This window comes from Limnohabitans sp. (genome assembly GCF_044361645.1).
Lineage (GTDB): Bacteria > Pseudomonadota > Gammaproteobacteria > Burkholderiales > Burkholderiaceae_C > Limnohabitans_A.
The window spans coordinates 1-24687 of the sequence record NZ_JBIKIL010000048.1 but is presented as its reverse complement, the minus strand read 5'-3'; the positions used below and the strand labels follow the sequence as shown (position 1 = coordinate 24687).

Below are 24687 nucleotides of genomic sequence, written 5' to 3'. Positions count from 1 at the left end.
GCCCTGAGCTACGCCATGGCCAACGGTGGCGGCAGGGCTGGCATCATTGAAACCAACTTCAAAGAAGAGACCGAGACCGACTTGTTCGGCGAGCAGGCTGTTCTGTGCGGTGGCGCGGTGGAGCTGATCAAGATGGGTTACGAGACTTTGGTCGAGGCCGGTTACGCCCCTGAAATGGCTTACTTTGAGTGCTTGCACGAGTTGAAGCTGATCGTGGACCTGATCTACGAAGGCGGCATCGGCAACATGAACTACTCGATTTCGAACAACGCCGAATACGGCGAGTACGTGACCGGTCCTGAAATCATCAACGAGCAGTCGCGCGAAGCCATGCGCAGCGCCTTGAAGCGCATTCAGACGGGCGAATACGCCAAGATGTTCATCTTGGAAGGCAAGACCAATTACCCGAGCATGACCGCGCGTCGTCGCTTGACTTCCGAGCATTCCATCGAAGTGGTGGGCGCCCAATTGCGCGCCATGATGCCTTGGATTGCCAAGAACAAGTTGGTGGACAAGACCCGCAACTGATGGGGCCCTTGGGTGATTTTGAAAAGGCCACTGCGGTGGCCTTTTTCTTGGGCGCGCGGTCTGTCTTAAACTTGACCGACAAGGGTGGCGCCCATAAAACCGTAACAGGACCAGACGATGAGTAAAACCAACGCAAACGAAGTTGCACAAGACGCAGAGGTCGCCGCCCCGGTGCGCAAACCCTCCAAGGGCATTTACATGTTGCCCAATATGATCACGCTGGCCGCGCTTTTTGCAGGTTTTTATGCCATTGTCATGGCCATCAATGGCCGATTTGATTTGGCCACGGTGGGCATTTTCAGTGCCATGGTGCTCGACAGCTTGGATGGCCGAGTGGCCCGCATGACGAACACCCAAAGCGCCTTTGGCGAGCAAATGGACTCGCTGTCTGACATGGTGTCTTTTGGCGCTGCGCCCGCCCTCATCGCTTATGTCTGGACCCTCAAGGAGTTGGGCCGTTGGGGCTGGATTGCCGCTTTTGTGTACTGCGCTTGCGCTGCCTTGCGTCTTGCCCGCTTCAACGTCAACACTGGGGTGGTGGACAAACGCTACTTTCAGGGCTTGCCTTCGCCAGCGGCTGCAGCTTTGGTCATGGGTTTTGTGTGGATCATGTTTGAAAATGCCGTGTCACCCAAATCGGTCTCTTGGGGCATGTTTGCAGTCTGCCTCTTTGCGGGTTTGACCATGGTGACCAATGTGCCTTTTTACAGTTTCAAAGACATGCACATGAAAAAGAGCGTGCCCTTTGCCACCTTGGTGTTGGTGGCTTTGGGCATTGCGGCAGTGAACATCGACCCGCCGACGGTCTTGTTTGGTTTGTTTGTCGCGTATGGCCTGAGCGGCTACTTCATCTACATCTGGCGCAAAGCCAAGGGCCAGCCCACCAGCATGATCAGCACCTCTACCGATGAGCCTGATGAGCGTGGTTTGCACCAGTGATGTCGTGTACCGGACATGAGCGATGTTGAGTTGTGCTAAAGTCTTTGTATGAAATTTGTTTTGTTCGCACTATTGCTAGCGCCTAACGGGCGGAGACGGTAGCGCGCACGCGTGTTCCCAGTCAACGGCCCGTTTGCACCCGCAGCGGGCCGTTTTCTATTGGGGCTGCCGGATCACCAGAACCTTTTTCACCTGAACACACCATGACCATGTTGAAGAACCCCGCCAGCAAATACAAGCCCTTCGCACCAGTGGGCCTGAAAGACCGCCAGTGGCCTGACGCCGTCCTCACCCGCCCGCCGATTTGGTGCAGCGTGGACCTGCGCGACGGCAACCAGTCATTGATCGAGCCCATGGACATGGCGCGCAAATTGCGCATGTTCGAGCTCTTGGTGGCCATGGGCTTCAAGGAAATCGAGGTGGGGTTTCCGTCGGCCTCGCAGGTGGAGTTTGACTTTGTGCGCAAGCTCATCGACGAGAACCTGATTCCGCCGGACGTCACCATCCAGGTGCTCAGTCAGGCGCGCGAGCACCTGATTCGACGCACTTTTGAGGCATTGCAAGGCGCTCGGCGGGCCATTGTCCACCTCTACAACGCCACGGCCCCGGTCATGCGCCGCGTGGTGTTGGGTCTGTCGGAAGACGGCATTGTGGATTTGGCCGTCGAAAACGCCAGGCTTTTCAAGGCCCTGGCTGCCGAGCAGCCTGCCACTGAGTGGGTTTTTCAGTATTCGCCGGAGATGTTTTCTGGCACCGAATTGCACTTTGCCAAGCGCGTGGTCGATGCGGTCACCGAGGTGTGGCAACCCACGCCCGAGCACAAGTGCATCATCAATTTGCCATCGACCGTGGAGCACTCCACACCCAATATTTTTGCCGACATGATCGAGTGGATGCACCGCCACCTGGCACGCCGCGACTGCCTGGTCTTGTCTGTGCATCCCCACAACGACAGAGGCACAGGCACGGCCGCGGGCGAGTTTGCGGTGATGGCGGGCGCAGACCGGCTTGAAGGCTGCCTCTTTGGCAACGGCGAGCGCACCGGCAACCTGGACCTGGTGAATGTGGCGCTCAACTTGTACTCGCAGGGCGTGGCGCCGGGCCTGGACCTGTCGGACATTGATGAGGTACGCCGCACCGTGGAGCTGTGCAACCAGCTGCCCGTGCACCCCCGCCACCCTTATGCGGGCGACTTGGTCTACACCTCGTTTTCGGGCTCGCACCAAGACGCCATCAAAAAAGCCTTTGCCGCCCGCCAAGAGGGCGACATTTGGGACATGCCTTATTTGCCGCTGGACCCCAAGGACTTGGGCCGCAGCTACGAGGCGGTGATCCGTGTCAACAGCCAGTCGGGCAAGGGCGGCATCGCTTACCTCTTGGAGAGCGAATACGGGCTGGAGTTGCCCAGGCGCCTGCAAATTGAGTTCAGCCAGGTGGTGCAGCATGTGATGGACGACACCGGCAAAGAGCAGTCGGCCCGAGACATCCATGGCCTGTTTGAGCGCGAGTACATGCTGGACGGCCACCAACTGTTGGGCCACGCCGTTCAACCTGCGGCGGACAAGCAGGTGCGGGTGCAGGCCCAGGTGCGCTGCGCTGGCCGGACGCTTGACATTGAAGGCCAAGGCAATGGTCCGATCGATGCTTTTGTGAACGGCTTGCAAGCGGGCTTGGGGCAGACGGTGCGGGTGCTCGATTACCATGAGCATGCCGTCAGCGGCGGCGCCAACGCCCAGGCGGCGGCCTACATAGAGCTGCGCATCGGCGAGCGGACCTTGTTTGGCGTCGGCCGCGACGCTGACATCGTGGCCGCCTCGCTCAAGGCCATCCTGTCGGGCCTCAATCGCACAGGCATGCAAGTCAACACCCAGGAGGCCACATGGCAGACAAACTGATCATTTTCGACACCACTTTGCGCGACGGCGAGCAATCGCCCGGTGCCTCCATGACCCGCGACGAGAAGCTGCGCATCGCCCGCCAGCTCGAACGCCTCAAGGTCGACGTGATCGAAGCCGGCTTTGCCGCCAGCTCGAACGGCGATTTCGAAGCCGTCAAAGCCATCGCTGCCGCCATCAAAGACTCGACCATCTGCTCTTTGTCGCGTGCCAATGACCGCGACATTGCGCGTGCGGCAGAGGCTTTGAAGGGCGCCAACAGCGGCCGTATCCATACCTTCATTGCCACATCGCCCTTGCACATGGAAAAGAAACTGCGCATGACGCCCGACCAGGTGTTCGAGCAGGCCAAGCAATCGGTGCGTTATGCCCGTAATTTGATCAGCGACGTGGAGTTCAGCCCGGAAGACGGCTACCGCAGCGACATGGACTTCCTGTGCCGCGTTTTGGAGGCGGTGATCGATGAGGGCGCGACCACCATCAACGTGCCCGACACCGTGGGCTATGCCGTGCCCGAGTTGTACGGTGAATTCATCCGCACACTGCGTGAGCGCATCCCCAACTCGGACAAAGCCATCTGGTCTGTGCATTGCCACAACGACTTGGGCATGGCGGTGGCCAATTCCCTGGCTGGTGTGAAGATCGGCGGCGCACGCCAGGTCGAGTGCACCATCAACGGCTTGGGTGAGCGGGCGGGCAATTGCTCACTCGAAGAAGTGGTCATGGCGGTGAAAACGCGGCGTGACTACTTTGGTTTGGATGTGGGCATCGACGCCAGCCACATCGTGGCCGCTAGCCGCATGGTGAGCCAGACCACCGGCTTTGTGGTGCAACCCAACAAGGCCGTGGTCGGCGCCAACGCCTTTGCGCACGCCTCGGGCATCCACCAAGATGGTGTGCTCAAGGCCCGCGACACTTACGAGATCATGCGTGCCGAAGACGTGGGTTGGACCACCAACAAAATCGTGTTGGGTAAGCTCAGTGGCCGCAACGCCTTCAAGCAGCGCTTGCAAGACTTGGGCGTCACGCTGGACAGCGAAACCGAAATCAACAACGCCTTTGCCAAGTTCAAAGAGTTGGCCGATCGCAAAAGCGAGATCTTCGACGAGGACATTTTGGCCTTGGTCAGTGATGAAAGCGTCACTTCTGAAAAGGAGCAGTATGGCTTTGTCTCCCTGTCGCAGCACAGCGAAACCGGTGAACGCCCGCATGCCTCGGTCGTGTTCACGGTGGCCGGCAAAGAGGTGCACAGCCAATCCGATGGCAACGGACCGGTCGATGCCTCCCTCAAAGCCATCGAGTCCCACATCAAAAGCGGCGCGGAGATGGTGCTCTACTCGGTCAATGCGATCAGTGGCTCGACGGAAAGCCAAGGCGAGGTGACCGTGCGTTTGCAAAACAGCGGGCGCGTGGTCAACGGTGTCGGCTCTGACCCCGACATCATCGTGGCCTCTGCCAAGGCCTATCTGAGCGCCTTGAACAAACTGCAAAGCAAGGCCGACCGGGTGGCTGCGCAGGGTTGAGTGTGGTCTAAATAAGTAATTAATTGCTTTATGAAAGTCGCGTAAGTGATTGTTCTTGCGCGACTTTTTAATTTGGGTACACTCGGGTGCAAGTTGAAAAATTTGACCCTAAGGTGAGCTGTTGAAATCTGTCTTTTCTATACCGTTGAACAAAGCTTGGCTGCGCATGGCTGTTTTCGCCATGGTGGTGGGTCTGCTGAGCATCATCTCCAGCCAGTTCAGTTTGGTGTATGCCCAAAATGGCAAGCAAAAGACCAGCGCGGCACAAAAACAAACAAAGAAAAACGACAAAGCGTCGGTCGCCCGAAAAAACCAAAGCGCCAAAGCGCAGCCCAAGCGCAAAGGGCAAAAGCCTGCAGTTGCCTCTACCCGGAAAAAACAGACAGCCCAAGCGGCCTCCAGGGCTCAAGGCCCGCGCGCCAAAACGGCGATCAAACCACGCAACGCCAAACCCGTGGCAGCTGCGCGGCCGGTCCGCGCATCGTTTGGGCAGATGGCCGGTTTGCATGCCACCTCAGATGCTTTGGGCCTCAATTCCAGTGTGGCGCTGGTGGTGGATCAGGAAACCAACGAGGTTCTTTTCAGCAAAAACGACCATGCCGTTTTACCGATTGCCTCGCTGACAAAACTCATGACGGCTTTGGTCATCGCAGAGGCAAATTTGCCAATGCATGAGTCCCTTCAAATCACCCAGGCCGACGTCGACACGGAAAAATGGAGTTCGTCTCGCTTGGCCGTGGGCACAGTTTTGAGCCGTGGTGAGTTGATGCACCTGGCTTTGATGTCCAGCGAAAACCGCGCAGCCCATGCGCTTGGGCGCACCTTTCCGGGTGGCATGGATGCGTTTGTGCGGCGGATGAACCAGCGCGCCGTGCTGACCGGTATGGCCGACACCCGGTTTGTTGAACCCACGGGGCTGTCTAGCCTGAACCAGTCGAGCGCCAGCGATTTGGCTGTGCTGGCCGCCATGGCCTACAACGAGCCGATGTTGCGCGAACTCTCAACCTCCCATGGCCGAGAGGTGTCGGTGGGGCGTCGAACCCTGCAGTACAACAACACCAACCGATTGGTCAAGCATCCGGATTGGGACATTGGCCTGCAAAAAACAGGTTACATCTCAGAGGCGGGTCGGTGTTTGGTGATGCAGGCCCAGGTGGCCGGGCGCAAGCTGATCATGGTGTTTTTGGACTCTACCGGCAAAGTGGGACGCTTGGGTGATGCTGAAAGGGTTCGCAAATGGCTGGAGCAAAAATCGTCTTTGCACTCCGATGTCTCCACGCATGCCCAGCGCTTGCCCAGCTGAACGCTTGGCGCACCAGACATGTCCAGCCCTGTTTGTGTCAGTGCGGCTCGAAACCCAAGGTTGCAGAAATCGTTTTGGCTGTTTCTTGAAGTTGGAGCAGCCAAGCTTCGTCCAAGCGATCCGCCGGCGCTGAAATAGACAAACCCGCCAACAGCTTGCCTTGGTCGTCGTAAATGCCTGCGGCGATGCACCGCACGCCTAACTCCAATTCTTCGTTGTCGCGTGCAAAACCCGATTGGGTAACGCGTGTCAATTCACGCTCCAAGACTTGCAACTGTGTGATGCTGTTGCGGGTCTGGCCAGCCAAGCCCGTGCGAGCGGCGTAGGACCTGACACGCAATGGGTCGTCTGCAGCCAGAAACAGTTTGCCCACCGACGTCAGGTGCAAAGGGGCCCGCCCACCAATGGCCCGCACGACTTGCATGCCCGAACGTTCGCTGTAGGCGCGCTCAATGTAAACAATCTCATCGCCTTGGCGCATGCTCAGGTTAACGGGTTGTTGAATCAATTTGTGCAAGTCCCGCATGGGTGTCAAAGCCGCATCACGCACATTCAGGCGACCTTTGACCAAGTTGCCCAATTCCAGCAAACGCATGCCCAGTCGGTAGCTGCCCGCTTCGGGGCGGTCTACAAAACGGCCAGTCGCCAGATCGTTCAAAATCCGGTGCGCTGTGGACGGGTGGAGGCCGGTTTTTTGGCTGATTTCTTTGAGTGAAATGGCCTCCTCGCGTGAGGCGAGCACGTCAATCAGTGTGAACAAGCGCTCAATCACTTGGATCGTGGGCGCGGGTGTGGAAGCGGGGTCTTTTTTCATCGGGTACTGCAGGTGCCAGATGATCTTACACCGTGAGCTGCCGGGGCTGGGTCTTCAGGCACAGCCATCACGCACAACCAAGCTGCACCAGTGACTGCTGTGTACGGCACAGAGCCGGCCCCAGCGCAGGCCAAGCAGGCATGGGAGGTGGACTTACTCAAACGCTTGCCATTCTCCCTGGAGTCGAAGCTCACAGGGTCGAAACCTGGTCTTGTAATTCATCTTGGGGCTGCCCTCAATCCAATAGCCCAAATAAACGTAGGGCAGGCCCAATTGGGCGGCTTGTTGAAGCTGCCACAACACCCCATAAGTGCCGTACCCGGCTTTGTCATCGGGCTCGTAAAAAGTGTAGACCGCTGAGAGCCCTTGCCTTAGCACATCCACAATGCTGACCATTTTGAGTGCGCCCAGGGTGCCATCTTCGGCTGGCCATCGGAACTCAATCATGCGTGAATTGACCCGACTTTGTAACAAAAACTGGGTGTACTGTTCTACGCTGTCTTGGTCCATGCCGCCGCCTAAGTGCCGGGCATTTTGATAGCGCAAGTACAGGGCGTAGTGCTCAGGGTCAAATTGCAGGTCCAAGACCCGCACGCTCAAACCTTGGTGTGCTGCAAGGACTCTGCGTTGACTGCGGTTCGGCCGAAAGTGCTGGGCCAGCACCCGCAGGGGTTGACAAGCTTGGCACCCATCGCAATAAGGGCGGTAGGTGAACAGGCCACTGCGGCGAAAGCCTTGGTCCACCAAGTCGCCATACACCTCGTCGTGGATGAGGTGGCTGGGCGTGGCCACTTGGGAGCGTGCCAAGCGCTCGGGCAAGTAACTGCAAGCATAAGAAGCAGTGACGTAGAACTGCAGGGCTTGCAGTGGCAAGTCTTTGAGGTGGGTCACTTGTGATCACCCAATGCCGCAAGCGCAGGCCAGCACAAACTTTGCTTTGCCCAATCGATGCCACTTTGTGATTTGGCGTTGTGCACGCCCTGCAAGAAGTCGCGGCGCGGCATTTCCTTGGCTCCCAAAGAGGCCAGGTGGCGCGTGTTTTGTTGGCAATCGATCACCTGAATTTTGTGCTCTAAGCACACACTGACCAGGCAAGCAAGGGCCATTTTGGAGCCGTCGGTGACGGTGGTGAACATCGACTCGCCAAACACCGCACGACCCAAAGCCACAAAATAAAGCCCCGCCACCAATTCGCCGTTGACCCAAACCTCGCAGCTGTGGGCCAAGCCCAAGCGGTGCAGATCGTCATAGGCCTTGATCATTTTCGGCACAATCCAAGTGCCTTTTTGCCCTTGGCGTGAAGCGCTTGCACAACGGCGGATGACCTGCTGAAAATCGCGGTCAAAACACAATTCGAAGCCGGGGGTCAAGGCATGTCGGTGCAAATTTTTACGCAGCGACTTGTGAAGGCGAAAGTCCAGGGTGTGCAACACCATGCGGGGGTCAGGGCTCCACCACAGCACCGGTTGGCCGGCACTGAACCACGGGAAAACACCTTCGCCGTAGGCTTGAACCAAGCGCTGCGCAGAAATCTCGCTGCTGGCGGCAAGTAATCCGGGTGCCGGTGAAAAGGGCCCCCAGGCCAAGTCGGTGGGGGGCAGGGGTTTGTCCGCCAAGATCCACGGCAATTCGGGGGCTTCAGATGGCGCATCGGCTTGGCTGTTCATTTCGCAATTACACAATAAAACCGGGGCCAATGCAGTTTGCAGCGTTATGATTTTGTCGATGCAAACGACACCAGCAACTTGGACTCGACCCGATTGGCCAGCCCCTGCCGTTGTTGGCAGTGTCATGACCAGCCGTCAAGGCGGGGTGTCGCTTGCGCCTTGGGACCGCATGAACTTGGGCGATCATGTGGGTGATTTGCCACGGCATGTGCAGGCGAACCGCCAGCAATTGGCTGCATACACAGCAACAAAGCCGACGTTTTTGCGTCAAGTGCATGGCCATGACGTGGTGCAGCTGCAGCCGTCAACGCCCGATGGCTTGACTGCCGACGCGTCTTGGACATGGCATGCAGGCCTGTCATGCACCATCATGGTGGCCGATTGTTTGCCGGTGCTGCTCTGCGATCGAGCCGGGCGGTGGGTGGCCGCAGCCCACGCAGGTTGGCGAGGCTTGGCAAACTTCCCCCGCATCTCAGATTTTCTGCAGCCAGCAGGCCAGCAAGCGCAGGGTGTGCTGGAAGCTTTGTTTTCAAATTTGGCAGGCGCAGGTGTTGATGTGTCCCAAGTTTTGGCCTGGCTGGGCCCGTGCATAGGTCCTCAGGCGTTTGAGGTGGGACCCGAAGTCAAAGCCGCCTTGGACGATGGCACCATGGCCTCACAGACGATGTTCAGAGCTTCTGCAAATGGCAAGTTCATGGCCAATCTGGCCGGGCTTGCGCGTTTGCGACTGCAAGCACTGGGGGTGTCGGGCATTTACGGCAACGACGGCAGTTTGCCTTGGTGTACCGTCTCAAGGCCGGAGCACTTCTTTTCGCACCGCAGGGACAGCACTCGCCTCGGGCACACTGGGCGCATGGCCGCTTGTATCTGGCTCGGGCGCTGAGCTGTCGGGCACCGCTTTGGCGGCTTCTTGCCTGGCCAGCTGTTCTTTTTTCAAAATAGCCTTGCGGCGCAATGGGGTGCCCATGAGGTAAACCACCAAACTCATGGGCAGCAAACCATAAAACACAAAAGTGATGATGGCCCCCAGCACGCTGCCTTGCGAGCTGAAAGCTTCGGCCAAGGCCATCAACAAGGTGACATAAAGCCAGCCAATCACGATCAAATACATAAATTTTTAGCCCTTGTAATTTAGGTGACAACAAATTGAAAGATACTCCCCCGAGACCGTTCAAAAAATGATTCAAGCAGGAGACAAGCGATGAGCCAATCCCAACCGGATGTCTGGGCCCAAATGAGCGAGAGTTTTCAGCAAAACCTCAGCAAGACTTGGGGTCAGGCCCTGCAGCATTTGCAGACCATCGATTTAGGGGGCATGAAGCCCACCGCCGATGCGGCCTTGCCCGAGTTTAAATTCTCGCCTGAAAAGCTGCAGACCCTCCAAAGCCAGTATTTCAAAGACGCCTCTGATCTGTGGAATCAAGGCTTGCAAAACAGCTTGCAAGCCAAGGACCGCCGTTTTTCTGGCGAGGCTTGGGCGGCCAACCCGATGGCCGCCTTCAATGCCGCCACGTATTTGCTCAATGCCCGCACCCTGATGGGCCTGGCCGATGCGGTCGATGCCGACGAGAAAACCCGCACCCGCATCCGCTTTGGCATCGAACAATGGGTGGCGGCTGCGGCGCCCAGCAATTTTTTGGCCTTCAATGCCGAGGCGCAAAAGAAAGCCATCGACACCCAAGGCGAAAGCATTGCCAAAGGCATCCAAAACCTGCTGCACGACATGCAGCAAGGCCATGTCTCGATGACCGACGAAAGCCTGTTTGAGGTGGGCAAGAACGTCGCCACCACCGAGGGCGCGGTGGTGTTTGAGAACGAATTTTTTCAACTGATCGAATACAAGACGCTCACGCCAAAGGTCTATGAAAAGCCGTTTTTGTTGGTGCCGCCGTGCATCAACAAGTTTTACATCCTCGACTTGCAACCGACCAACTCGCTGATTCGCTACGCGGTGAGCCAAGGTCACCGCACTTTTGTGGTGAGCTGGCGCAACCCCGACGAGTCGATGGCGCAAAAAACCTGGGACGACTACATCGCGCAAGCGGCGATCGAGGCCATCCACACGGTGCAGGCCATCACCGGCGCGCCCAAAATCAATGCCTTGGGCTTTTGTGTGGGCGGCACCATCTTGTCCACTGCTTTGGCCGTGTTGGCCGCGCGGGGTGAAAAACCGGTGGCCAGCGCCACCTTCTTGACCACGCTGATCAACTTCACCGACACCGGCATTTTGGACGTGTTCATCGACGACAACTTCGTCAAGTACCGCGAGCAGCAAATGGGCCAAGGCGGTTTGCTCAAGGGCCAAGATTTGGCCTCGACCTTCAGCTTTTTGCGCCCCAACGATTTGGTTTGGAACTACGTGGTGGGCAACTACCTCAAGGGCGAGACCCCGCCCCCGTTTGATTTGCTGTACTGGAACAGCGACTCGACCAATTTGCCCGGTCCTTTTTACGCCTGGTATTTGCGCAACACCTACCTTGAGAACAACCTGGTCAAACCCCGCAAGCTCAAGGTCTGCGGCGAGGCCATTGATTTGGGCAAGGTGGACATGCCGGTCTACATCTACGGCTCGCGCGAAGACCACATCGTGCCCATTGGCGGCGCTTACGCCAGCACGCAAGTGCTGCCGGGCAAGAAGCGTTTTGTCATGGGGGCCTCGGGCCACATCGCCGGTGTGATCAACCCGCCAGCGGCCAAAAAACGCAGCCACTGGTTGAGCGAGACCGGCAAATTCCCAGCCGATGTGAACGACTGGATCGACCAAGCGCAGGAAGTGCCCGGCAGCTGGTGGACCGATTGGTCGGACTGGCTCAAGGGCCACGCGGGCAAGCAAATCGCCGCCCCCAAGACCTATGGCAAAGCCGGTCAATTCAAAGCCATAGAAGCGGCCCCGGGCCGTTACGTCAAAGCCAAAGCCTGATTGATTTTTTTTACTGGAGACAAAAAATGGAAGACATCGTCATCGTTGCAGCCGCACGCACCGCCGTGGGCAAATTTGGCGGCGCGCTCGCCAAGACCCCCGCCACCGAGTTGGGCAGCATCGTCATCAAGGGTTTGCTGGCGCGCAGTGGCTTGCCGGTGGACGCCATCGGTGAAGTCATCATGGGCCAGGTGCTGGCCGCAGGCGTGGGACAAAACCCCGCCCGCCAAGCCATGATGAAAGCCGGTGTGGCCAAAGAAACCCCGGCCCTGACCATCAACGCGGTGTGCGGCTCGGGCCTCAAGGCCGTGATGCTGGCCGCGCAAGCTGTTGCTTGGGGCGACAGCGAAATCGTGATCGCTGGTGGCCAAGAAAACATGAGCGCCAGCCCGCATGTCTTGAACGGCAGCCGCGACGGCCAGCGCATGGGTGACTGGAAAATGACCGACACCATGATCGTCGACGGCCTGTGGGACGTGTACAACCAGTACCACATGGGCATCACCGCCGAAAACGTGGCCAAGGCCCACGGCATCAGCCGCGACATGCAAGACGCCTTGGCCGCAGCCAGCCAGAGCAAGGCCGCTGCGGCGCAAGAGGCGGGCAAGTTCAAAGACGAAATCGTCGACGTGCTGATCCCTCAGCGCAAAGGCGACGCCTTGGTGTTCAACAGCGACGAGTTCATCAACAAGAAAACCACCGTTGAAGTCTTGGCAGGCCTGCGCCCCGCCTTTGACAAAGCGGGCAGCGTGACCGCGGGCAACGCCTCGGGCATCAACGACGGCGCTGCCGCTGTGATGGTCATGAGCGCCAAAAAAGCCGCTGCCTTGGGCCTCAAACCCCTGGCCCGCATTGTCGCCTTTGGCACCAGTGGCCTGGACCCGGCCACCATGGGCATGGGCCCCGTGCCTGCTTCGCAAAAAGCGCTGGCCCGTGCGGGCTGGAAAGCCCAGGATGTGGACTTGTTCGAGCTCAACGAAGCCTTTGCCGCGCAAGCCTGCGCCGTGAACCAGGCGCTGGACATTGATCCGGCCAAGGTCAACGTCAACGGCGGCGCGATTGCGATTGGCCACCCCATCGGCGCGTCCGGTTGCCGCATCTTGGTGACCTTGTTGCACGAAATGCAGCGCAGCCAAGCCAAAAAAGGTTTGGCCGCTTTGTGCATTGGCGGTGGCATGGGCGTGTCGCTGGCCATCGAGCGCGTCTAATTTGCTTAACTTGTTCATTTCAACCACTCATCCAAAATGGAGACAAACATGAGTCAAAAAGTAGCGTACGTCACGGGCGGCATGGGCGGTATCGGTACCGCAATTTGCCAGCGCCTGCATCAAGAAGGCTTCAAGGTGATTGCCGGTTGCGGCCCCACCCGTGACTTCACCAAATGGCTGGACGATCAAAAAGCCCAGGGCTTCACCTTTTACGCCTCGGTCGGCAATGTGGGTGACTGGGACTCCACCGTGGAAGCCTTTGCCAAAACCAAGGCCGAGCACGGCTCCATTGACGTGCTGGTCAACAACGCCGGCATCACCAAGGACCGCATGTTCTTGAAAATGAGCCGCGAAGACTGGCAAGCTGTGATGAACACCAACCTGGACTCCATGTTCAACGTGACCAAGCAAGTGGTCGCCGACATGGTCGAAAAGGGCTGGGGTCGCATCATCAACATCTCATCGGTCAACGGCGAAAAAGGCCAAGCCGGCCAGACCAACTACTCGGCCGCCAAAGCCGGTATGCACGGTTTCTCGATGGCCTTGGCCCAAGAGATGGCCACCAAAGGTGTGACCGTGAACACCGTGAGCCCTGGCTACATCGGCACCGACATGGTCAATGCCATCCGTCCCGATGTGCTGGAGAAAATTGTGGCCACCGTGCCGGTCAAGCGTCTGGGCAAGCCCAGTGAAATTGCCTCCATCATTGCCTGGCTTGCCAGCGACGAGGGCGGCTACGCCACTGGCGCAGACTTCTCGGTCAACGGTGGACTGCACATGGGCTGATCACAGGCTTTGGCGAGGCCTTGCCAAACCGATTGGTTGAACCAAAAAACCCGCCTTGGCGGGTTTTTCTGCGTCTACATGCTGGCCTTCAGCTGCTCGCCTGCTTGCCCGTGGCCACCATCTGCATGGCCGAGGCGATCAGGCCAGACACCTCGCTCATGTTGCCCGGCACGATCAGGGTGGTTTTGGCGTCTTGCGCCACCTTGGCGTAGGCCTGCACCGCTTGCTCGGCCACCTTGAGTTGCACCGCCATTTCACCGCCGGGCTGGCGGATGGCGCTGGCAATGCGCTCAATCGCCTGCGCTGTGGCATTGGCCATTTCGGTGATGGCAGCCGCATCGCCTTGGGCTTTGTTGATGGCCGCTTGCTTTTCGCCTTCAGAGCGGGCGATGAAGGCCTCTCGCTCGCCGGTGGCGATGTTGATTTGTTCCTGGCGACGGCCTTCGGATGCGGCGATCAGCGCACGCTTTTCGCGCTCGGCGGTGATTTGAGACTGCATGGCCAGCAAAATTTCTTTGGGCGGTGTCAGGTCCTTGATTTCGTAGCGCAAGACCTTCACACCCCAGTTCAAAGCGGCTTCGTCGATGGCTTGGACCACTTGGGCGTTGATGATGCTGCGCTCTTCAAAGGTTTTGTCCAGCTCCAATTTGCCGATCACGCTGCGCAAGCTGGTTTGTGCCAGCTGGGTCACCGCCATGATGTAGTCCGACGCGCCATAGCTGGCCAGTTTGGGGTCGGTCACCTGGAAATACAAAATACCGTCGACCTGCAGTTGCGTGTTGTCACGCGTGATGCAGATCTGGCTGGGCACGTCCAGGGGCACTTCTTTGAGGCTGTGTTTTTGAATCACCTTGTCGACAAAGGGCACGACAAAGTTCAGCCCCGGGGTCAGGCTGGCGTGGAACTTGCCCAAACGCTCGACCACCCAAGCCTGCTGCTGGGGCACGACCTTGACGGTTTTGACGATGAACAGAATGGCAATGACAAGCAGTACGATGGCGACTTCCATGGGTATCCCTTTGGTTGTTGTGTTTGAGATGAAAACTCAGCGCTTTTCCAGCACCAAGCGGTTGCCTTGCACGTCTTGGACGAGGTAAGCCCCGGGGGCGGGCTGTTGGCCTTCTGCCAGGATGGCCGTCCAAGTGGCGCCCCGGTGTTGCACGCGGGCCGTGCCCTGTGCATCCCAGTCGCTCACCTGCACGGTGGCACCGATGTCCAGGTGTTGAGAGGGGGCCAAGTCCGTGTCAGCTTTGGCCAGCCGTCTGCGCCATTGGCCCACCAAGGCCGCACCCAGCGCGCCCACGACCGCCGCTGCGGCCAATTGCGCATTCAGGGCGTAACCGGCATGCGCCGTCAAGGCCGCGGCGACCGAGCCGATGCCCAGCATCAGCAGATAAAAAGTCCCTGTGGTCAGCTCCAGCGCCACCAAGGCCCCGGTCACCAGCCACCAAATATTGGCTTCACTCATGCGCACCTCCTGATTCCTTATACGCCACGCCCATCTGCACCCCGCAGCTTGTGCGGCAAGCCCGGCGCAGGCCAAGGATAATCGAGTCCCATGTCATTTCCCGAAAACGCCCGATGGCGCCTGTCTGTGGCGCCCATGATGGATTGGACCGACCGGCACTGCCGGTTTTTCCACCGCCTGCTGACCCGCCACACCTTGCTCTACACCGAGATGGTCACCACCGGTGCGCTGCGCCACGGCAGCGTGCAGCGGCACCTGCGCTTGAATGCCGAAGAACACCCCGTGGCTCTGCAGCTGGGCGGCAGCGATGCGGCCGATCTGGCCCACGCGGCCAAGCTGGGCCAAGAGTGGGGTTACGACGAAATCAACCTCAACTGCGGCTGCCCCAGTGACCGGGTGCAGCGCGGCGCGTTTGGCGCTTGCCTGATGAACGAGCCGCGCACCGTGGCCGACGGCGTGAAAGCCATGCGCGATGTGGTGGACCTGCCGGTGACGGTGAAGCACCGCATTGGCATCGACCGCATCGAAAGCTACGACTTTGTGCGCGACTTTGTGGGCACGGTGAGCGAGGCCGGTTGCAAAGTGTTCATCGTGCATGCCCGCAATGCCTGGCTCGATGGCCCGTCGCCAAAAGAAAACCGCGAAATTCCGCCGCTGCGTTACGAGCTGGCCTACCAGCTCAAGCAAGATTTTCCGGGCCTGTTGATCGCGGTGAACGGCGGCATCAAGACCAACGAAGAGATTGCCCACCATTTGCAGCAGGCTGACGGCGTGATGATCGGGCGTGAGGCCTATTACAACCCCTGGCAGCTCAGCACTTGGGACGCCACTTTTTTTGGCGACACGCATGAAGTGCCCAGCCGCGAAGCGGTGGAAGAGGCCATGGTGGCCTACATGGAGCGCGCCTTTGCCGAAGACGGCTGCCCTTGGTATGCGATCGCGCGGCACATGCTGGGCCTGTACCACGGGCAACGCGGTGGGCGTTTGTGGCGGCAAGTTTGGAGTGACCACAAACTCAAGCCCTTGCCCCCGCGTGAGGTCTGGCAGCTGGCCCGCGCCGCGTTGGCGCGGGGTGCGGTGGTGACCGACTGAGCGGCTTTTTGGGGCGCTTCAATTTTGAAGTGGCGCAGCCTTGGCAAAGTAGGGTTGCATGACATCGGCAAGCAGCCCGATGCCTTTGTCTATGGCACTCTTTTTGAGACTCGCATAACCCAAAACGAAGCCTGCGCATCGTGCTTTTCGAAACTTGCTTCCTTCCGCGAAGAGCGGTGAGACAGGCCAGATGCCCACGCCGCTTTCCTTCGCCTTGGCAACGACTTCATGTTCTGAGTCCATTGGAATGTCCTTGAACCAAACGACAACATGCAGTCCCGAGTCGGCACCCTCAACGCGCGCCCGTAAGCCCAGATGAGCCGAGATCGCTTGCAAGAGCGCGCTCCTTCGTCGGTCGTTTTCCCGCTTGAGCCGCCGTACATGGCGTTCATAAGCGCCGCTGCGAATGAGTTCTGCCAGTATGGCCTGCTCCAACATGGGCGAGTGACGATCTGCCAGCTGTTTGGCTTGGCGAAATGGCGTCACAAGTGCAGGGGGCAGCACCAGGTAGCCCAATCGCAATTGCGGTGAAAGCGCCTTGGAGAAGGTGCCGATATAGATCACGCAAGCATGGGTATCAAGTGACTGCAAGGGGTCGACGGGCCTCAGCCCATAGCGGAATTCGCTGTCATAGTCGTCCTCGATGATCCAGCTCGATTGGCGCTGAGCCCATGCCAGCAGCGCTTGGCGGCGGCTGATCGACATCACCGAGCCCAAGGGGAATTGGTGTGAGGGTGTCACGTAGGCCAATGTGCATGGTGTACTGGGCAGCGCAGAGGAGTCCAAGCCCTGTTCATCTACCGGTGTCGCCATGATTTTGGCGCCAATCGACTCGAATGTGCGGCGCGCCATGAGGTAGCAGGGCTCCTCCATGACCACAGGATCACCCGGGTCGACCAGCACCTTGGCGCAAAGATCGAGCGCTTGTTGCGTTCCCTGCACGATCAGAATTTGATCCGATGTGCACTGCAAACCACGCGCCCTCATCAGGTAGCTTTGCAGTGCCTCCCGAAGTGAGGCCTCCCCCTCACTTGCGCCGTAGTACAGCAAGTGTTGTTTATCGACCAGAGCGCGGTTGTAGAGTCTGCGCCAAGCCAATGTCGGGAAATCTTCTTCGGCAATCGCCCCATATAAAAAGTTGATCTGGTGCGGGTCGCTCACGGGGCGCTGCGCAAACGCGAGCGCTCCCATTCTTTCCCCGTAGGCCGACAGTGTGCGGGTCTGCTTTGGGGCTTGGCGCATGGCATGTGGTGGGACTTGGCGAGTTTGGAGCCCATTGGACACCCGCGCGCGCGCGCCCACAGCCGTCTTGATGTACCCCTCGGCGGCAAGTTGTTCATAGATGACCACCACGGTGCTGCGCGAAACGCCCAAGTCGGCCGCAAGCGCTCGGGTGGAAGGCAATTTTTCACCCGGACTCCAAACGCCCGCATCGATACGTGAGCGGATCCAATCGTAAATTCGATGGTCAGATCGGTTTTGCTTGTTGTTCAACTGGTATGGGGATTTATTTTAAAACTGGATCTTCCAACGAAACCAGTTAGAAGGCAAGATGCCGTCTTCAGCTTTTCACCATTTGAGCCGATCCGATGTACATCCCAGCCCATTTCCGCATCCAGAATCCGCAAGATCTCCACACGATCCTCCGGGATCACCCGCTGGGCGCCCTGGTCAAGTCAGGGCCTGACGGCTTGGATGCGAACCACATTCCCTTTGAGTTTGACCCCAACCAGGGCCCGCATGGGCTGCTGACAGCGCATGTCGCCCGCGCCAATCCCGTTTGGCAGCAATGCCAGCAAGGTGCGGACGTGTTGGTGATCTTTCGCGGCAACGAAAGTTACATCTCGCCCAACTGGTACCCGAGCAAGCACGAAACCCACCGGCAGGTGCCCACCTGGAACTACGAAGTGGTGCATGTGCATGGCCGACTGACGGTGATGGACGAGGAAAAGTTTGTCCGTCGTGTCGTGGCGCGGCTGACCCGCGAACATGAGGCTTCCGAGCCCCGCCCCTGGAAGATGGGCGATTCACCGCCCGAATACATTGCCCAAATGCTCAAGGCGGTGGTCGGCATTCAGGTGGAAATCCAACGCATCGAGGGCAAGGCCAAGCTCAGCCAGAACCGTGAGGTGCGGGATCGCCTCAACGCCGCCGACACTCTGCTTGCCAAGGGGGCCGAGGGTTTGGGCGAAGCGATGCGTAATGCAATCAAGGAGTCATGATGCGAGCACATGAATGCGAAAATCCAAGTTATCCAGTTTCGGAGATCAATCAAGTCAAGCGACGACATGACCGAGGCTTTTATGACCATGCGACGGTCCATGCCTTGCTCGATGCCGCCGTTTTGTGCCATGTATCGTATGTGATCGATGGGCAGCCCTACTGCACACCGACTTTCTTTTGGCGAGAGGGCAATCGGCTTTATTGGCATGGCAGCAGCGCCAGTCGCATGCTGCGTAACCTTGCGAATGGCGAGGCCGCTTGCCTCACCGTCACGCATCTGGATGCACTGGTCCTGGCACGGTCTGGATTCAATCACTCGGCCGATTACCGCTCGGTCATGGCCTTTGGCAAAGCCCGGCTCCTGGAAGACCCACAGGAGAAGCATCACGCACTCGTGATGATGGTCGACCGCCTTTACCCGCAGCGCACCGCACAATTGCGATTAGCAAACGCGCAGGAGATCAAGGCGACCTCGGTGATTGCCATGGACATTGATCGTGCTTCGGCCAAGATCCGTTCGCGTGGTGTGGTGGATGACGAAGAGGATTACGCTTTGCCTGTCTACGCCGAACGCATTCCGGTGTCCACAGTGCTGGGTCAGCCAGAAGGATGTGCACGAATGGTGGAAGGAACACAGCGTCCCGACACACTTGCAGGCTATGCCGCTGGCCGACCGCTGCAGGACGCTTTATTAGAGGCTTATGTCACAACCTACGGTAAGTCATGAACGACCCAAGTCATCTGACATGTGTCGCCATTACCAAGGCTGATTTTCAACCCAATAACGGTCTTCAAGTTTTATTCGTATAACTTGTTCATCATTGCAAAAAGTAAGGCGAACACTGACGCCATTTCCCATTGCTTCAGCCGGGCATGGCGTGCAGGGCCGACAAATAAATGGATCCTCGCGTCTCTGCAAAGATATCCAGGGTCAGCGTCAAAGCCGACTGCAAGACCAAGCCGATGCCGATCCCGGCTGCCAGGTCGTGGCGCTGCCAAAAGGCAAGTAGGCCCAGCCCGAGGATCAGCAGCACCATTTCGACCCCCTTGTAGATCGAAAAGTTTTTCATGACGGTCTGCATGCGTGGAATTTCCTGGGCCTTCAGCGCCGCTGGTTCCCGCTGCAGTTGCGCGCTCAGGGTGGCGACTTGGTTGTCGGTGCGCAGGTAAATCGACACGCCCACCACCATTTGCATCAGCGCAATGACGACCAGCGGGTAGGCCATGGATTTGAGCCGATGACCGTTCATCCAAAGCCAGGCGCTCACGCCAATGGCCACCAAGCCCACGGTGATGAAGATCACGCTTTCTTGCTTTTCTGCGCTGAAGTAGTTGTTCAGTGGGTTGATCATGGCTTCGTTCTCAAGCGAGGGGGCGGGTCAAAATCTTCACCACTTTGGTGGCCAGATTGCGCGGCGTCAAGCGCATGCTTTGCGCCATGGCCCAGTTCATGAAGCCCGGTATATAGACCCGTTGGCCGCGCTGCATGGCGCGGTAACCCAAGGCGGCCACCTCTTTGGATGTGGGCAGTGTCTTGCCTTTGATCAGGGCCGAGTTGCCCAGTTGGGCCTTGTCCTGAAAGCCCGAGGCGGTGGGGCCGGGGCACAGCGCGGTCACCGTCACGCCGGTGTCTTCCAGCTCACTCGCCAGGGCCTCCGAGAAACTCAAGACAAATGCTTTGGTGGCGTAGTACACCGCCATGTAGGGCCCTGGCTGAAAAGCCGCCGTGGACGCCGTGTTCAAAATCTTGCCGCGTGTTGCGAGCAAATCCGGCAAGAACAGCTTGCTCAGCACCACCACCGTGTTCATGTTGAGTTGCATCATGGCCAGCTCTGACCTGAGCGCCGTGTCCTTGAACTCGCCAAATGCACCATAGCCTGCGTTGTTGACCAAGGCGCTCAAAACGAGGCCGCGTGCCTGAATGTCGGCGTGCAACTGCACGGCACCCGCTTCGGTTTCCAAGTCTGCACCGATGACAATGACCTGAACCTTGAATTGCTGCTGCAAATCGTCGGCCAGGGCTTGCATCTTGGCCACGCTGCGGGCGGCCAGCACCAGCTGGTAGCCATCTTGGGCAAAGTGATGGGCCAAGGCTTGGCCGATGCCTGAAGAGGCCCCGGTGATGAGGGCTGTTTTGTGGGGTGTGGGGTGTTTGTGCATGGCGAACTTCCTTGTTTCGTGAGTCAAAGAAAACATTGGAAACCCGGTACCTTGGTGCCATGTCAAGCGGTTATTTGTCCAAGGCCATTGAAAACCCCTTGACCCGGTCCTTAGGTGCCAGGTTTAGGATGGGTGCCAACATGATCAAAACCCTGACCACCGCCCATGATTTCAAGGCATTGCAGACCACCAGCGTCTTGTGCAAATCCGCTGGCGTGACCCGCGGCCAGTTGCGCTTGTATGAAGATGCGGGCTTGATTGCGCCCCAAAGCCGAACCGAAGCCGGTTATCGCCAGTACGGCAGCGACACGCCGGACCGGCTCAAGGCCATTCGGCATCTGAAGGATTTGGGGTTCACCCTGGCCGAGATCGCGCTGTTGCTCAGCGAACGCGACCAGGGCATGCTGGATGCGCCCGCCTTGGAGCGTCTGGCGGCTGCTGTGGTGGTCAAAATCGATGAGCGCATGGCCGCACTGCAGGTCATTCGGGCTTACGTGGCCCCTGTGGCCTTGGGCGACATGCGCGTGTTGCAAGATGAAGAATGCAACTTCGTGTTGACGTTCTTGAGCGCTTTGTCGGGTGGCCCCGCCCAAAAGCGCGCCTGAGTCTTGAGAGCGCTTATTGGGCGGCCTGCAAGCCGTTCGTGAAGTGTGCCGACATGCGCTCGGCCGCAAGTTCGGGCTGGCGCAGGGTCAGAGCCTGCACGATGGCGCGGTGCTCGGCCAGGGATTGTTCAATCCGGCCTTCCTTGAACAAGGAGCTGTGGCGGTTGAGCTTCATCACCTTGCGCAGGTCGGCCACCATCTGGTCGCGCCAGCGGTTGTCGGCCAGTTCCAGCAGCAACATGTGAAAAGCTTCGTTGATCTCGAAGAATCGGTCGCGGTTGCCCACGGCCTCTTCGAGGTCCTGGTGCAAGGCTTCGATTTGCGCCATTTGTTCGACGCTGGCGTTTTGCGCCACCATGCGGGCCGCGTCCGATTCCATCAAGGCCAGCAGGTGGTACACATCGCGCAGGTCTTTCTCGCTGACCTCGGTCACATAAGCGCCTCGGCGTACCTTCATGGTCACCAGGCCTTCGGCGGCCAACACCTTCAAGGCTTCACGCAAAGGGGTTCGGCTGATGCCCAGCGCTTCGGCAATGCGCAATTCGTCGATCCAGCTGCCCGGCTCCAATTCGCGCGCAAAGATGCGCTGGCGCAGCAGTTCGGCCACTTCTTCGTACAGGGCGCGGGGGGCAAGAGACAGGGCAGACATGGTGCTGGGTTTGCCGGAAAACCGGTTTTTGAAGTGTCGAGAGCAACTTTTTCAGAGCTGAGATTGTAAGCCGGGTAAAATATTCTGCATCAATAATTATGAATCACGGTACTTGTAAGCCGGTAAGTGCTCACCAGCTGCCAAAATCCGGATCAGCCATTTTGTCCCGAAAGCCCAGCGCCATGATGTCCAAATCCTTTGAATTCAAGGCTTCCAATTTGGAAGCTTGGCAAAAAGCAGCGGTCAAATCCGCCCCCGGTGGCGATGTGAACGCGCTCAACTGGAAGACGCCCGACGGCATCGTCGTCAAGCCTTTGTACACGGCCGAAGACACGGTCAACTTGCCCTATGTCAACACGCTGCCGGGCTTTGAGCCATTCCTGCGCGGCCCGCAAGCCACCATGTACGCGGTGCGCCCCTGGACCATCCGCCAGTACGCTGGTTTTTCGACGGCCGAAGAATCCAACACGTTTTATCGGAAGGCCTTGGCCGCGGGCGGGCAGGGCGTGTCGGTGGCCTTTGACTTGGCCACGCACCGTGGCTACGACTCCGACCACCCCCGCGTGACGGGCGATGTGGGCAAGGCCGGTGTGGCGATTGATTCGGTCGAGGACATGAAGATCTTGTTTGACCAGATCCCGCTGGACAAGGTCAGCGTATCGATGACCATGAACGGCGCGGTGCTGCCGGTGCTGGCCGGCTACGTGGTGGCCGCCGAAGAGCAGGGCGTCTCGCAAGACCAACTCTCCGGAACGATTCAGAACGACATTCTGAAAGAGTTCATGGTGCGCAACACCTACATCTACCCGCCCGAGCCTTCAATGAAGATCATCGGCGACATCATCGAGTACACGGCCAAGAACATGCCCAAGTTCAACTCGATCTCGATCTCGGGCTACCACATGCAAGAAGCCGGTGCCAACCAAGCGCTCGAGATGGCCTTTACCTTGGCGGACGGCAAAGAGTACGTGAAGACCGCCATCGCCAAAGGCATGGACGTGGACGACTTCGCCGGTCGCCTGTCCTTCTTCTGGGCGGTGGGCATGAACTTCTACTTGGAGATCGCCAAGATGCGCGCCGCCCGTTTGCTGTGGTGCCGCATCATGAAAGGCTTTGAGGCGAAAAACCCCAAGAGCCTGATGCTGCGCACGCACAGCCAAACATCTGGCTGGTCGCTCACCGAGCAAGACCCCTACAACAACGTGGTGCGCACCACCATCGAGGCCATGGCGGCCGTGTTTGGCGGCACCCAGTCGCTGCACACCAATTCGTTTGACGAAGCGATTGCTTTGCCCACCGAATTCAGCTCGCGCATCGCCCGCAACACGCAGCTCATCATCCAAGAAGAAACCCACATCACCAACGTGATCGACCCCTGGGCAGGCAGTTACATGATGGAGAGCCTGACGCAAGAGATGGCCGACAAGGCCTGGGCCATCATCGAAGAGGTCGAGGCCATGGGCGGCATGACCCAGGCCGTGGGCAGTGGCTGGGCCAAGCTCAAGATCGAAGCCGCTGCGGCCGAGAAGCAAGCGCGCATCGATTCGGGCAAAGACGTGATCGTGGGCGTGAACAAATACAAGCTGGCCAAAGAAGACCCGATAGAGACCTTGTCGATCGACAACGTGCGTGTGCGCGACGGCCAGATCGAACGACTCAAAAGCATCCGCGCCAGCCGAGACAGTGCCAAGGTGCAAGCTGCGCTGGATGCATTGAGCGCTTCGGCCGAATCCGGCCAGGGCAACTTGCTGGATCTGACCATCCAAGCCATGCGCCTGCGGGCCACGGTAGGCGAGGTGTCGGATGCGCTTGAAAAAACCTTTGGCCGCCACCGCGCCGACACGCAAAAAGTCACAGGTGTTTACGCCGCCGCCTACGACGACGGCCAGAACGTAGGAGACACCATGGAATACTGGAACCAGCTCAAAGCCGACATCGCCGCCTTTGCCGACGCGCAAGGCCGTCGCCCCCGGGTGATGATTTCCAAGCTGGGCCAAGACGGCCACGACCGGGGGGCCAAAGTGGTCGCCACTGCGTTTGCCGATTTGGGCTACGACGTGGACATGGGCCCGCTGTTCCAGACCCCCGAAGAATGCGCCCGCCAAGCGATTGAAAACGACGTGCACGCTGTGGGGGTGTCCACCCTCGCAGCGGGTCACAAGACCCTTGTGCCCGCCATCATTGCCGAGCTGAAGAAGCAGGGCGCAGACGACATCATCGTGTTCGTGGGCGGTGTGATCCCGCGCCAGGACTACGCCATGCTGTACGAGGCGGGCGTCAAAGGCATTTACGGCCCGGGCACCCCGATCCCGGTCAGCGCCAAGGACGTGCTGGAGCAGATCAAGAAGGCTTTAACTTGATGTTTGTGATACAGTAATACGGTATTGCAATCATCTTCAAGGAGTCTGTTATGGCTGTATCCGTTCGACTGGAGCCTCTGCTTGAAAAAGAGCTGGAGCTGACCGCCAAGCGCATGGGCGTGACCAAGTCACAGTTCATTGTTTCTGCGCTGGAGAGGGCCTTGGGGCGCAAGAACCCCTATGACCTGTTGCTCAAGGTGCAAGCGGAGGTGCGGGAGCCTTTGCCTGAAGGCGGCGAATACCTTTCGCCAACCAAAGCGGCCATTCGCTCCAAGCTCAAAACCAAACAAGATGCCAGTCAAGCCGATTGGTTGGCATATCAAGAGGCCAAAAAGCAGGGCAAAGTCTGGTCTGGCTTAGACCAAGAAACGGACATGCCGTGAAGGTGGCCTTGATCGACACCGGACCCATGGTGGCGCTGTTTGACGCCAGCGACGTGGCGCATCGGCACTACACCAGTTTGTTGGCTGACGACTGGCGGTTGACCACCACATGGCCGTGTGTGGTGGAGGTGTGTCATTTTCTGGGTGCCAATGCGGTCCAGCGA

The 24687-nt window shown here is 58.7% G+C and carries 24 protein-coding genes and 1 pseudogene; 15 read left to right on the top strand and 10 right to left on the bottom strand.

What is annotated here, in order from left to right:
* The 5 genes and pseudogenes from ACIQ39_RS09375 to ACIQ39_RS09355 all read left to right on the top strand — a co-directional run.
* Window positions 1-528: pseudogene (locus ACIQ39_RS09375) on the top strand (ketol-acid reductoisomerase); the annotation flags it as partial.
* A gap of 117 nt (window positions 529-645) precedes the next feature.
* On the top strand, window positions 646-1467 hold the full coding sequence (pssA, locus tag ACIQ39_RS09370) for a CDP-diacylglycerol--serine O-phosphatidyltransferase (protein WP_396434347.1): 822 nt from the start codon (window positions 646-648) through the stop codon (window positions 1465-1467).
* 209 nt (window positions 1468-1676) lie between these two features.
* Window positions 1677-3362: a 2-isopropylmalate synthase gene (leuA, locus tag ACIQ39_RS09365; RefSeq protein WP_396434348.1), complete on the top strand. Its 1686-nt coding sequence runs from the start codon at window positions 1677-1679 to the stop codon at window positions 3360-3362.
* On the top strand, window positions 3347-4885 hold the full coding sequence (locus ACIQ39_RS09360; RefSeq protein ID WP_396434346.1) for a 2-isopropylmalate synthase: 1539 nt from the start codon (window positions 3347-3349) through the stop codon (window positions 4883-4885). Before leuA ends, ACIQ39_RS09360 begins: the two co-directional genes overlap by 16 nt.
* A gap of 145 nt (window positions 4886-5030) precedes the next feature.
* Entirely contained in the window at window positions 5031-6188 is a 1158-nt protein-coding gene (locus ACIQ39_RS09355) for a serine hydrolase (protein WP_396434345.1), read from the top strand.
* Between the two features lie 37 nt (window positions 6189-6225).
* Here the strand turns inward: ACIQ39_RS09355 and ACIQ39_RS09350 are convergent, their stop codons facing one another.
* From ACIQ39_RS09350 to aat, 3 genes are all read right to left on the bottom strand, one after another.
* Window positions 6226-7002 (bottom strand): IclR family transcriptional regulator, encoded by a 777-nt coding sequence (locus tag ACIQ39_RS09350; protein ID WP_396434344.1) that lies wholly within the window; start codon window positions 7000-7002, stop codon window positions 6226-6228.
* A 153-nt stretch (window positions 7003-7155) separates the two neighbouring features.
* A complete protein-coding gene (locus ACIQ39_RS09345; protein WP_396434343.1) occupies window positions 7156-7893 on the bottom strand; it encodes an arginyltransferase in 738 nt (245 codons plus the stop codon).
* Entirely contained in the window at window positions 7890-8669 is a 780-nt protein-coding gene (gene aat / locus ACIQ39_RS09340) for a leucyl/phenylalanyl-tRNA--protein transferase (RefSeq protein WP_396434342.1), read from the bottom strand. The genes ACIQ39_RS09345 and aat overlap by 4 nt, the downstream gene beginning before the upstream one ends.
* Before the next feature lie 124 nt (window positions 8670-8793).
* On the opposite strand from aat, the gene ACIQ39_RS09335 reads away from it, so the two are divergent.
* Window positions 8794-9552 carry a polyphenol oxidase family protein gene (locus ACIQ39_RS09335; protein ID WP_396434341.1) on the top strand — a complete coding sequence of 253 codons (759 nt, stop codon included), beginning with the start codon at window positions 8794-8796 and terminating at the stop codon, window positions 9550-9552.
* On the opposite strand, the gene ACIQ39_RS09330 is transcribed toward ACIQ39_RS09335, so the two are convergent.
* A complete protein-coding gene (locus ACIQ39_RS09330) occupies window positions 9460-9780 on the bottom strand; it encodes a hypothetical protein (RefSeq protein ID WP_396434340.1) in 321 nt (106 codons plus the stop codon). The two genes, ACIQ39_RS09335 and ACIQ39_RS09330, sit on opposite strands and share 93 nt — an antisense overlap.
* A gap of 90 nt (window positions 9781-9870) precedes the next feature.
* Between ACIQ39_RS09330 and phaC the strand changes: the two genes are divergently transcribed.
* The 3 genes from phaC to phbB are packed head-to-tail and all read left to right on the top strand — an operon-like array spanning window position 9871 to window position 13583.
* A complete protein-coding gene (gene phaC, locus ACIQ39_RS09325; protein ID WP_396434339.1) occupies window positions 9871-11589 on the top strand; it encodes a class I poly(R)-hydroxyalkanoic acid synthase in 1719 nt (572 codons plus the stop codon).
* 26 nt (window positions 11590-11615) lie between these two features.
* A complete protein-coding gene (locus tag ACIQ39_RS09320; protein ID WP_396434338.1) occupies window positions 11616-12797 on the top strand; it encodes an acetyl-CoA C-acetyltransferase in 1182 nt (393 codons plus the stop codon).
* Window positions 12798-12845: 48 nt separating this feature from the next.
* Window positions 12846-13583, top strand: coding sequence for an acetoacetyl-CoA reductase (gene phbB, locus ACIQ39_RS09315; RefSeq protein ID WP_396434337.1), 738 nt, complete (start codon window positions 12846-12848; stop codon window positions 13581-13583).
* A gap of 88 nt (window positions 13584-13671) precedes the next feature.
* On the opposite strand, the gene ACIQ39_RS09310 is transcribed toward phbB, so the two are convergent.
* Together ACIQ39_RS09310 and ACIQ39_RS09305 are read right to left on the bottom strand one after the other, a co-directional pair.
* Complete coding sequence (locus tag ACIQ39_RS09310; protein ID WP_396434336.1) at window positions 13672-14592, bottom strand: SPFH domain-containing protein; 921 nt, start codon at window positions 14590-14592, stop codon at window positions 13672-13674.
* Between the two features lie 36 nt (window positions 14593-14628).
* A complete protein-coding gene (locus ACIQ39_RS09305) occupies window positions 14629-15051 on the bottom strand; it encodes an NfeD family protein (protein WP_396434335.1) in 423 nt (140 codons plus the stop codon).
* Window positions 15052-15141: 90 nt separating this feature from the next.
* Between ACIQ39_RS09305 and dusA the strand changes: the two genes are divergently transcribed.
* On the top strand, window positions 15142-16143 hold the full coding sequence (gene dusA, locus ACIQ39_RS09300) for a tRNA dihydrouridine(20/20a) synthase DusA (protein WP_396434334.1): 1002 nt from the start codon (window positions 15142-15144) through the stop codon (window positions 16141-16143).
* Window positions 16144-16161: 18 nt separating this feature from the next.
* Here the strand turns inward: dusA and ACIQ39_RS09295 are convergent, their stop codons facing one another.
* Entirely contained in the window at window positions 16162-17637 is a 1476-nt protein-coding gene (locus ACIQ39_RS09295) for a PLP-dependent aminotransferase family protein (protein WP_396434333.1), read from the bottom strand.
* Window positions 17638-17732: 95 nt separating this feature from the next.
* On the opposite strand from ACIQ39_RS09295, the gene ACIQ39_RS09290 reads away from it, so the two are divergent.
* On the top strand, window positions 17733-18365 hold the full coding sequence (locus ACIQ39_RS09290) for an FMN-binding negative transcriptional regulator (RefSeq protein WP_396434332.1): 633 nt from the start codon (window positions 17733-17735) through the stop codon (window positions 18363-18365).
* Entirely contained in the window at window positions 18362-19093 is a 732-nt protein-coding gene (locus ACIQ39_RS09285) for a pyridoxamine 5'-phosphate oxidase family protein (protein ID WP_396434331.1), read from the top strand. The genes ACIQ39_RS09290 and ACIQ39_RS09285 overlap by 4 nt, the downstream gene beginning before the upstream one ends.
* A 136-nt stretch (window positions 19094-19229) precedes the next feature.
* Here the strand turns inward: ACIQ39_RS09285 and ACIQ39_RS09280 are convergent, their stop codons facing one another.
* Window positions 19230-19718 carry a hypothetical protein gene (locus ACIQ39_RS09280; protein WP_396434330.1) on the bottom strand — a complete coding sequence of 163 codons (489 nt, stop codon included), beginning with the start codon at window positions 19716-19718 and terminating at the stop codon, window positions 19230-19232.
* Window positions 19719-19728: 10 nt separating this feature from the next.
* Entirely contained in the window at window positions 19729-20526 is a 798-nt protein-coding gene (locus ACIQ39_RS09275) for an SDR family NAD(P)-dependent oxidoreductase (protein WP_396434329.1), read from the bottom strand.
* A 140-nt stretch (window positions 20527-20666) separates the two neighbouring features.
* Between ACIQ39_RS09275 and ACIQ39_RS09270 the strand changes: the two genes are divergently transcribed.
* Window positions 20667-21131, top strand: a complete 465-nt coding sequence (locus tag ACIQ39_RS09270) for a MerR family transcriptional regulator (RefSeq protein WP_396434328.1) — start codon at window positions 20667-20669, stop codon at window positions 21129-21131.
* A 13-nt stretch (window positions 21132-21144) separates the two neighbouring features.
* On the opposite strand, the gene ACIQ39_RS09265 is transcribed toward ACIQ39_RS09270, so the two are convergent.
* Entirely contained in the window at window positions 21145-21780 is a 636-nt protein-coding gene (locus tag ACIQ39_RS09265; RefSeq protein ID WP_396434327.1) for a GntR family transcriptional regulator, read from the bottom strand.
* Window positions 21781-21962: 182 nt separating this feature from the next.
* On the opposite strand from ACIQ39_RS09265, the gene scpA reads away from it, so the two are divergent.
* Both scpA and ACIQ39_RS09255 read left to right on the top strand, forming a co-directional pair.
* The gene (gene scpA, locus ACIQ39_RS09260; protein WP_396434326.1) at window positions 21963-24140 is read left to right on the top strand and encodes a methylmalonyl-CoA mutase; all 2178 of its coding nucleotides are present in this window, start codon (window positions 21963-21965) and stop codon (window positions 24138-24140) included.
* A 50-nt stretch (window positions 24141-24190) separates the two neighbouring features.
* Window positions 24191-24523, top strand: a complete 333-nt coding sequence (locus tag ACIQ39_RS09255) for a hypothetical protein (RefSeq protein WP_396434325.1) — start codon at window positions 24191-24193, stop codon at window positions 24521-24523.
* The last annotated feature ends 164 nt before the right edge of the window (window positions 24524-24687 follow it).